General features: G+C 72.8%; 8 protein-coding genes and 2 pseudogenes. 1 reads left to right on the forward strand and 9 read right to left on the reverse strand.

Annotation, left to right across the window (positions count from 1 at the left end):
- From EST92_RS29110 to EST92_RS29130, 5 genes and pseudogenes are all read right to left on the reverse strand, one after another.
- Positions 1-267: pseudogene (locus EST92_RS29110) on the reverse strand (hypothetical protein); the annotation flags it as partial.
- 2 nt (positions 268-269) lie between these two features.
- The gene (locus EST92_RS29115; protein ID WP_129248488.1) at positions 270-641 is read right to left on the reverse strand and encodes a hypothetical protein; all 372 of its coding nucleotides are present in this window, start codon (positions 639-641) and stop codon (positions 270-272) included.
- On the reverse strand, positions 628-2,463 hold the full coding sequence (locus tag EST92_RS29120; protein WP_129283690.1) for a hypothetical protein: 1,836 nt from the start codon (positions 2,461-2,463) through the stop codon (positions 628-630). Before EST92_RS29120 ends, EST92_RS29115 begins: the two co-directional genes overlap by 14 nt.
- A gap of 156 nt (positions 2,464-2,619) precedes the next feature.
- Positions 2,620-2,895: a DUF397 domain-containing protein gene (locus EST92_RS32465; protein WP_129283691.1), complete on the reverse strand. Its 276-nt coding sequence runs from the start codon at positions 2,893-2,895 to the stop codon at positions 2,620-2,622.
- 88 nt (positions 2,896-2,983) lie between these two features.
- Positions 2,984-3,733: pseudogene (locus EST92_RS29130) on the reverse strand (helix-turn-helix transcriptional regulator); the annotation flags it as partial.
- A gap of 150 nt (positions 3,734-3,883) precedes the next feature.
- On the opposite strand from EST92_RS29130, the gene EST92_RS29135 reads away from it, so the two are divergent.
- Positions 3,884-4,246 (forward strand): hypothetical protein, encoded by a 363-nt coding sequence (locus tag EST92_RS29135; protein WP_129283692.1) that lies wholly within the window; start codon positions 3,884-3,886, stop codon positions 4,244-4,246.
- 109 nt (positions 4,247-4,355) lie between these two features.
- Here the strand turns inward: EST92_RS29135 and EST92_RS29140 are convergent, their stop codons facing one another.
- The 4 genes from EST92_RS29140 to EST92_RS29155 form a co-directional block, all read right to left on the reverse strand.
- On the reverse strand, positions 4,356-5,348 hold the full coding sequence (locus tag EST92_RS29140; protein ID WP_129283693.1) for a malate dehydrogenase: 993 nt from the start codon (positions 5,346-5,348) through the stop codon (positions 4,356-4,358).
- Positions 5,349-5,780: 432 nt separating this feature from the next.
- Entirely contained in the window at positions 5,781-6,944 is a 1,164-nt protein-coding gene (locus EST92_RS29145) for an XRE family transcriptional regulator (protein WP_129283694.1), read from the reverse strand.
- 376 nt (positions 6,945-7,320) lie between these two features.
- Positions 7,321-8,283: an XRE family transcriptional regulator gene (locus EST92_RS29150; protein WP_129283695.1), complete on the reverse strand. Its 963-nt coding sequence runs from the start codon at positions 8,281-8,283 to the stop codon at positions 7,321-7,323.
- On the reverse strand, positions 8,280-9,110 hold the full coding sequence (locus EST92_RS29155; protein ID WP_129283696.1) for a peptidoglycan-binding protein: 831 nt from the start codon (positions 9,108-9,110) through the stop codon (positions 8,280-8,282). Before EST92_RS29155 ends, EST92_RS29150 begins: the two co-directional genes overlap by 4 nt.
- Positions 9,111-9,414 lie beyond the last annotated feature (304 nt).

The raw sequence follows: 9,414 nt of genomic DNA on the forward strand, positions 1-9,414 counted from the left end.
CCAGTACCGGCACCACCACCACTTCGGTAAGGCGCTGGGGTGCGGGTAGGGGTAGGTGGTGCGTGGGCCGGGGTCCGCGGGAGGCGCGGCGTCCGCCGCCTCATCGGCTCTGCCGCCGGCCGCGGCTTCTCCCGCACCGTCCCCGCCGACCGACGGGGTGAAGGACGGCCGGGGCGGCGGCGGACCGGTGTACGGCGCGGGCGGCGGGGTGCCGTCCTCCCAGCGCTGGGTCTCGTTGTTCCAGCGGGCCTGGCCGCCGCGCTTCATCGTCAGCCCCCCGCCAGGGCCGCGACCGCCTGACCGACCGCGGCGCCGGAGGCCAACAGGCCCACCACGGCCCCGGCGTCGGCCAGCGCCGTACGCAGCCGGGCCACCCGGCCGGGCCCGGCCGCACCGGTGTCCGCGATCTCCGTTTCGGTCTCGGCGAGTTCGCCGCTCAGCGCCGTGACCTGCGGGCTCTGCACCGCCCGGGACAGATCGTCGCGCAGCGCCCGGACGGCGCGCAGCAGTTCCTCCTGCGCCGGGTCCGCGGGGGCCGCCCCGCCCTCGTAATGGGTCACGGTGTTGTGGTCGCCGATGGCGAAGGCGCCCCGGACGCTGCCGATGTGGATGCCGTTGCCGCGCTCGTCAGCCGTTGCCACGCTGGGCACTTCCCTTCTGGCCGGAGCCGCCATGAGTGGTGTGGTGGTTGATCGTGTTGTGGTCGCCGATGCCGACGGCGCCCTGGGCGGACTCGACGTAGACGCCGCCCTCGGCGACATGCACGATCCGCTGCTCGAACTCGTCGGTCTGGTAACCGGCCTCGCGCAGTGCCGTGGTCACCCCGGCCGCCACCCGCTGCTGAATGGTCTTCAGGTAGCGGGCCACGTCCATCTCCTGGAAGAGCGAGGACTCCCCGTAGGAGCCCAGCTCGCGTACGGCGGCTCCGGGGCCCTCGGGCAGCGCCGCGCCGTGCCCCGCGGTGGCCAGCCGCCAGGCCGACAACAGGCCGCGGACCAGCGTCATCACGGCGTCCCCGGCCGAACGGGGCGTGCGGGTCAGCGCCCACACCGCCTTACCGAAGTGGTGGTGGTGCCGGTACTGGTGGGCGAGCCGGTCGGCGTCCTGGAAGTGCTGCCGCAGCGGCCACAGCACGTGCGGTGCGACCTCCAGCATCAGCATCCCGCCCTGGGTGTGCACCCGGACGAACACCGTGGTGACGATGCCCTCGTTCCAGCCGCCGACCCGGATGCGCAGGAAGTGCCGCCGGGTCTCGCCGCCCTCCTCCACCGCGTCCGCCCGATGCGTCTCGAACGCCTCGGGTGCGTACGGCGCGGCCGCCCGGGTCGGCAGCCCCTCGGCCGGCAGGAAGACGCACTCGTCGATCTCCATCGCGCGCAGCCGGTCGCGCACCGCGGCCGCCACCTCCGGCGAACCGTGCGGCGACGGCACCCGCAGCGCCTCCACCAGCGGGACGATCCGGGCCAGGATCGCGCTGTTGTCCAGCGGCTCGGGATCGCGGTCCGCCCGGGGGTTCAGCTCCACCGACAACGACCAGGTCTTGTACGGATATCCGGCGCCGCAGAACGGGTTCGCCGCCCGGTACATCACCAGCGGCCCGTGCTGCTCGATACGCACCCGCTCCCGCAGCCGCTGGAAGCGGTAGCCCTGGGCCCGCTCAGCAGGGTCGGACATGACGTCGGGGAAGCGCTCCCTGGACAGTTCGTGCGCCAGCGCCCGGGCGAACTGCCCGCGCTGGAGGGCGACCAGCAGGGCCACCATCAGCGGCAACAGCAGCGCGACCCACACGCCCAGCACGAGGACGACGCCCACGGATCCGCCGCCCGCCCCGCCGCTGTAGGAACTGCCCAACGAGCTGTAGCCGTCGGGAACGTCGCTCGTCAGGGAGCTCAGCCCGCCGGGGAGCAGCGAGGAGAACGGCCAGCCCGTGCTCAGGATGCCGACCGTGCCGCCGAACGCCGTCACCAGCAGCGTCAGCCACAGGAGGGCCAGCGAAAGCCGGCCGTACCAGCGCAGGCCGGCGGCGAGGGAACGGGCCAGCCACTGCGGGACCGGCGCCTTGCGGACGGCGCGGCCCAGCGCCATGAGGAAGACGGGGAGGAAATAGAGCCCCGCGAGGCCGAGGGACAGCGGGATCGACATGATCCACACCGCCAGGATCGCCGCCGCCCAGCCCATTTGGAGCCGCCGGGCGCGCAGCGCGTGGGCCAGGACCCGGGCGGCGTCGATGCCCAGGGAGGGCGCGGCGAACCGCTCCTCGTGGACGTACAGCTCGTCGATGACCGCGTTGCGGAAGGTGTCGTCCAGGTAGCTGCCGGCGCACAGCAGCCGGGTGGCCTCACTGGCGCCCGGCGGGACGGGGACGAGCGGCGGGGGCGGAGGCGGGGAGCCTCCGGGCGTCTTCCGCAACCGCTGCGGACCGCCGGGTTCACCGGGCTGCGCAGGCACATCCGTCCGAGTCATCGTCCTCCCCCGAATACCAACTGGCCGCCCCCGCTGCCTGATTGGCGAACGCGCGCCGGCGTCCGGACGCGGGGCGGTACCGAAGCCGCAGCATAAGGGAACCGAGCACTCCGTGTCAGCGCGATAACCCAAGGTCGCTGCGGGTCCCGGCGAGGGTCAGACGGCCGCGGGGAACGCCCCGTCCTTGAGGGCGTCGACGAAGGACGACCAGCCGCCGGTCGGGAAGACCAGCACGGGGCCGTGCGGATCCTTGCTGTCACGGACGGGGACGGCGTCGGGGATACCGGGGGCTACTTCGATGCAGTTGCCGCCGTCGCGGTCGCTGTAGCTGCTCTTCGTCCAGGTGAGCGCCACTTCGATGCAGTCGCCGCCATCGTCGTGGCTGTAGCTGCTCTTGGTCCATATCGCCGTGCTCAGCTGGTGCTTGTCCATGGTCCCCGTACCCTTCCATGAAGTCGCCGATCAGCGCGGCGGATTCGGGGGCTGACAGAGCATCCGCCCGGAGCACATCATAGGTCTGGCTGTGGCGGGCGAAGACGGCCGGATCGTCGTGGAAATGACCGCGCTCCAGAGACTCCGAGTAGAGCCAGCATTCCCCGTCGGGCAGCGTGATCAGAGCCATGGACGCTTTCGGTCGCCGGACCTCGGCACGGTCGGCCGGGGCAACCTGAACGCGGATATTGGCGTATTGCCCGACCCTCAGCAAGTGCGCGCACTGGTCACGCATGACCGCCGGGCTTCCGACGACGTTACGCAGGCAGCTCTCATCCAGAACGGCCACGTACAACGGGCCGTTGGCCGCCAGGAAGCGCTGCTGTCGGCTCAGTCGCGCCCGGACTCGCTCCTCCACCTTCTCGGCGTTCGTGGTGCGACGGCTGAACAGTGCGTGTGCGTAGTCAGGCGTCTGCAAGAGCCCCGGGATGACCTGCTCTTGATAGGCACAGAGGGCTACCGCCTCCGCATCCATCTCCGCCCGCCGCTCGAACCAGTCCGGATGCTGCACCTCCGGATACCAGTCGATCCGCCCCCACAACCGCAGCAACACCCCGCCCGTCTCCAGCAGCTCATCGCACTGCTTGGCGAAGGTGTCCTGCGGGACGCGCGTGCCCGCCTCCACACGGGCCACCTGCGACCGATCGCACGGGATCTTGTTCGACAACTCTTCCTGCGTGAAGCCCGCCGCCTCCCGGAAGTGCTTCAGCACCTCCCCGAACACGGCGGCATTGGTGGCTGCCGGTGCACTCTCTGCATTGCGTCGTCGTCGGCTCACCGCATCCCCCTTGGTGCCAGATGGCGAGTGTCACGCGTCCGACGTTGCTCTCCGCGCTACGGGGCGCAACGCTGAACACACCCAACGTAACGGGTGGTTCTGACAACTGCGCCGCCTTCTCGCGCAACCAACCTCTGGGAGTCAATGAGCATGAGTTACGACCGGGATGCCGTCCCCGCGAACCTGCCGGGGCTGCGCCTGCTGCCGTGGGAGGGCGAAGGCGGGAAGCCGTGCTACTTGTCGGCGGACGGCGCCGGGGGCGTGCTGTCCCGGCTGGCCGATGAGATCGAGGCGGAGCAGCTGAGTGACGGCGCCGAGGTCCTCAAGGGCGCGGTGGCCGTGCAGGACGACGGCAAGGCGGGGGAACACGCGCTGCGGCTGGCGCTGCGGGCGACGACGCAGTCCTTCGGCAACGTACTTCGCGTCGCCGACAGCCGGGGCGCGCGCCTGCCGGTGACGGCGGACGATCGCCAAGAGGCCCACGAAAGCGAGCTGCGGGCCCATCCCGCATGACCGGGCCGAGCCCACATGACCGAGCCCGCACGGCCGTTGTGGACCGTGCGGGCTCGTCGGTGCTGCGGTGCTGCGGTGCCGCCCGGACGGGGGCGGCCGCGGCGGTGGGTCAGCCGAGGAGGCCGAGACCGCGGACGGCTTCGCGCTCCTCCGCCAGCTCCTGCACCGACGCGTCGATGCGCTCGCGGGAGAAGTCGTTGACCTCCAGGCCCTGGACGATCTCGTACGCGCCGTCCTTGGTGGTGACGGGGAAGGAGGAGATCAGGCCCTCCGGGACGCCGTAGGAGCCGTCCGAGGGGATACCCATCGAGGTCCAGTCGCCGTCGGCGGTGCCGTTGACCCAGGTGTGGACGTGGTCGATGGCGGCGTTGGCGGCGGAGGCCGCGGAGGACGCGCCACGGGCCTCGATGATCGCCGCACCGCGCTTGGCGACGGTCGGGATGAACTCCTCGGCCAGCCACTTCTGGTCGTTGACGGTCTCGGCGGCGTTCTTGCCGGCGACCGTGGCGTGGAAGATGTCGGGGTACTGGGTGGCGGAGTGGTTGCCCCAGATCGTCAGCTTCTTGATCTCGGAGACCGGGGTGCCGGTCTTCTTCGAGAGCTGCGAGAGCGCGCGGTTGTGGTCCAGACGCGTCATCGCGGTGAAGCGCTCGCGGGGTACGTCCGGCGCCGCGGCCTGGGCGATCAGGGCGTTGGTGTTGGCCGGGTTGCCGACGACCAGGACCTTGATGTCGTCCGCGGCGTGGTCGTTGATGGCCTTGCCCTGCGGCTTGAAGATGCCGCCGTTGGCCTCCAGGAGGTCGCCGCGCTCCATGCCCTTGGTACGGGGGCGGGCGCCGACGAGCAGCGCGACGTTCGCACCGTTGAAGGCCTCGTTCGGGTCGTCCGAGATGTCGATGCCCTGCAGCAGCGGGAAGGCGCAGTCGTCGAGCTCCATGGCGGTGCCCTCGGCGGCCTTCAGACCCTGCGGGATCTCCAGGAGGCGCAGCTTGACCGGCACGTCCGCGCCGAGCAGATGACCGGAAGCGATGCGGAAGAGGAGTGCGTAACCGATCTGGCCGGCGGCGCCGGTCACGGTCACATTGACGGGAGTGCGGGTCATGGCGATCTCCTGCGCGGTGTTTTCCGGGGGCAAGCCCCTGGACCACCATGGTTGGCGGTGGGTGTCCCTGCCCAGCTAGCGAGGTCTCTTGGTATCGAGAGACCCGGCCGTCAGGCTATCGGACCCCCGACCGCCCAAGGCGCCGGGCCGGTGTGGAACACCTCACCGGGTGCCCCCGCGGCGTCCGTACGGCGGTCCGCGGACGACTGTGCGGGGGGCTCTACAGGCGTGCCCCCGAAGGGGCGGCGGCCGCCCGCGCTATGGAGGGGGGAGTGCGGGCGGCCGCCCAGTGGTGCCACACCCGTGGGGGGATAACCGTCGTCTGCCCGGGATACCGGAGGGCATGCCCCCCGTATTTCGGACAACCTCCGGGGGCGTGCACCTGGCCGGAGCGGGCCGGCGGTCGCCCGCCGGGCCGGTCGTCGTGACGCGCTAGCGGGCCGTCCCGGAGGGGGCGCCGGAGGGGGCCGTGGCACCGGCCGCGGTCACCGGAAGGGGCCGTGAGCAGCCCTTCACGCCTGCCACGGTCGTCCCGCAGGCCGCGACCTTCGCCGGGTCCCCGGACACCGCGACCATCGGGGTGTAGGCGTCACCGGCCCGTTCGGCGCGCGCCGTGGCGCGGTGGCCGCCGGCGCTGATGGTGGCCTGATCACCCTGGGCGGCACGGCTGAGCCGTGCCCAGGCCGTGTGGCAGACGGTGCTGTAGCGGACCTCGATCAGGGTGCGGCCCGCCAGTCCGCGGGACGGCGTGATGGCATGCTGCCCGCCGCACCCCATCTTCTCCGGGTCCTTGCCGGCGCATTCGTCACCGGTGCAGCGCACCCCGTCCGGCAGTGCCGACTGGACGCGCGGCGGCGGGGCGACCGGTGGCTTGGGGGCCGCCGCCTTCTTCGTCGCCTCGGCTCCCGGGTTCAGCAGCAGGACGGCCGCGGTGGCCATCAGCACGGCACCGGCCGCACCGACGAGGATCATCGGTGTCCGGTAACGGCCGCCGCGCCGACCGGTCTTCCCCTCGGCGGGCGCCGCGTCCGGGGACGGGGCCGCCGCGCCCCACGAGGGAAAGTCCGCGCTCGACGGCAGCTGCGACTGCGGCGCCGGTCCGGACTTCCCGGACTTCCCGGACTCCCCGGGTTCGCCGGACTCCCCGCCCTTTTCGCCTGTCCCGCCCTTGTAGCCCTTCCAGAACTTGTCGCCCTTTCTGGACTTCTCGGGCCTGGTGTCGGTCGCGGGCGGCGCGTCCCCGGCCGACTCGGGGTCCAACTCGCCCAGCGCGGCGCGCGCCTGCGCCACGCGGATCGCCTCCATGGTCACGTCCTGGCGCATCTCCGACCGGCTCCAGGCGCGTTCGGCCAGCTCCCAGAGCGTGGTGAGGTGCGAGGGGTGCGCGCCGGTCTGCTCGGCGAGTGCGAGCACGGCGCGCAGTGGCGGCAGCAGCCGGCCGTTGAGATAGCGCTCCCAGGACGTCTTGCTGAAGCCCGTGCTGTCCGCGACGGCGGCCACGCTCAGCCCGTTGCGGTCGATGAGCCTGCGCAGCTGCCCGGTGAACTCCCGTATCTGCGGATCGAGTTCCTCCGGCAGCGCCTTCCAGCGAGGCATTGCCTCCCCCTATCCCCCCGCTACGTGCCTATGCGCGGCTCCCCCGGCCCGCCCTCCTTGCCGCCCCACGGCTGCCTCCTGGTCAGGACGGCAACCGCTTCAGGGCACACGGAAGTATCCGGACATGTACCTCTCGTCCGCACACACTTCGTGCCCGTGCAGTGTGGCATTTCCGGTCGCGACCCTACGAATTCCGTACGAATTCCGATAAGAATCGGCCAGGAGCGAAGGAAAAAGGTCAGGGGTGGGCGTGGCTGGGTGGCACCGCTGGGGTGCGCTGGGGTGGCGCGCAGCAGGCGTTCCGCGACCGCCCGGCCCGGCGGTCGCCCGTCACCGTCACCCGTCAACTGCCACCCGTCACCGTCGCCCGTCGCCCTCAGCCCGTGACGCACTCCCTGGCGCCGCCGCCCGCCGGATAGAGACACAGCCGGAGGCCGTCGGGACGGGGGGCCGCGGCCATCGGCGTGACGAGGTACCCCTCGGCGTCGAACCGGTCGCGCACCCGCACCGACCGCGGCCGCGCCCCCGGAGCCGACACCTCGATCCGGTCCCCGACCCGGCCGCCGCGGAGCCGGCCCCAGACCGCGCCGCACACCGTGCCGTAGCGGATCTCAAGGTGCTCTCCCCCGGCGGCAGTTCGCTCGGCCGGCGTCACCAGCTGCTCCGGACGGTCGCAGTACATCGACTCCGGGTCCTTGCCGTCGCACGCCGCGCCCCGGCAGCCGGTCGTCTCGGACGCCCCGGGCGTGGCGCCCTCGGACGGGCTCCGCACCCCGTCCCGGAAGGCCAGCACCAGCACGAGCGCCACTACGCCGACACAGGCCCCGGCCAGCACGGCAACTCCCCGCCGGGGCGGCGGTTTCCGCCCCGCCACGGCCTGCGGCCCTGCGCCCTCCGCCGGGGGCCCGGCCGCCGCCGCGGGCACGCCTTCCTTCGGGGGCCCGGCCGCCGCCCGAGGCAGTGTTGCCTCCGCGATCACCGCCGCCCCCGGGGCACGGGCCGTCCTCTCCCCGGCAGGCCCCCTCCGCGCCGCGTCGGCCGCGGCCCGGCCCGGTGTCGTGCCCGACCGGCCGCGTCCGCTCCAGTCGGCGTCCGCCAGCTCCCACAGCGCCAGCAGCCGTCCGGCCGGCTCCTCCGCCAGCCGGCACAGCGCCTCGACCGCGTCCCGCGGCGGCAGCTTCTTCCCGTTGAGATAGCGCTCCCAGGAAGACTTGCTGTACGGCGTGCGCGCGGCGAGCCCGACCAGGCTCAGCCCCGTACGCCCCTTCAGCTCCCGCAGCCCCGCGGCCAGCAGGGAACACCCGACGCCTTCGCGCAGTTCGCTGCCGGGTCCGCTCACCGGCGCAGCGCCTTCCAGGTGTCGGGACCGATGATCCCGTCCGTGGGCAGCCCCGCCCGGGCCTGGAGCCGCTTGACGGCGCGCATGGTCTTCCCGCCGACGATGCCGTCCACCGCGCCCGGGTCGCACCCCTGGTGGTGCAGCAGACACTGCGCCTCGACGACGTCCCAGCCGGTCGCGCCGCTGCCCAGAATCGCCGTGTCCGTACGGCTGCGCCCGGCGGACAGGACCCCCGCCCGGCTCCGGACCCGGCACTCGAAGGTCTCCCCGAGCCGGTGGATGAACGACGGTGCGGCAGTGGGCGTCCCGCCTGCCGTCCGGGTGTCCCCGCCGTGCCCGCTCGCCGGGCCGTCCTGCCAGGTCCGGCTGGCCAGCAGCGCCACACCGGCCACGACGAGCACCGCCAGCGCACTCAGGACCAGCGGCCCGACGGGTATCCGGCTGCCCGGCGCCGGAGCGGCCGCCGCGGCGGGCACGCCCCCCGCTGCCGGCTCCGGGGCCGGCGGATCCGGGGCCGCCGGCGGCTCCGGAACCGGCGGGGCGGCCGGCTCCGCCCGCTCCGCGTGCCACCCCTCCAGGGCTACCTCGTGCAGCGCCAGCAGGCGGGTGGCATCGCCGCCGCAGACCCGCGCCAGCTCCCGCACCGCGTCCCGCGGCGGCAGCTTCTTCCCGTTGAGATAGCGCTCCCAGGAAGACTTGCTGAAGGAGGTGCCGGCGGCGAGCGAGGCCAGGCTCAGCCCGCTGTGGTCCTTCAGCCTGCGTAACTGCACGACGAGCCGCACCACTCGATGGTCCAGCGAGTCGGGCAGCCCTTTCCAACGCGACATGTTCCACCCCATACGCGTTCGTTTTCCCCCGAGGCCGCGGCCCCCTGTGCCGCCGATGATGGCGCGAACGCCAGCTCCGTTTCCGCCTTTTACTCTTTCCGCACGCTATCTGGACATGCGTACCGCTGCCTTCTCGCCACCGCGCCGCTGCGCTTTGCGGCTCGCCCCACGTTGTCGGCTTTCCCGCCGTGCGCGTTGCGGCGCGCCGCACGTGGTCGGCTGACCCGCCGCGGTGGTTTTCGCCGTTGCGCTTTGCGGCGCCCCCCACGTTGTCGGGTTTCCCGCCGTGGTGGTGTTTCGCCGT

Origin of the sequence: Streptomyces sp. TM32 (genome assembly GCF_004122755.1) — a bacterium.
Classification (GTDB): domain Bacteria; phylum Actinomycetota; class Actinomycetes; order Streptomycetales; family Streptomycetaceae; genus Streptomyces; species Streptomyces sioyaensis.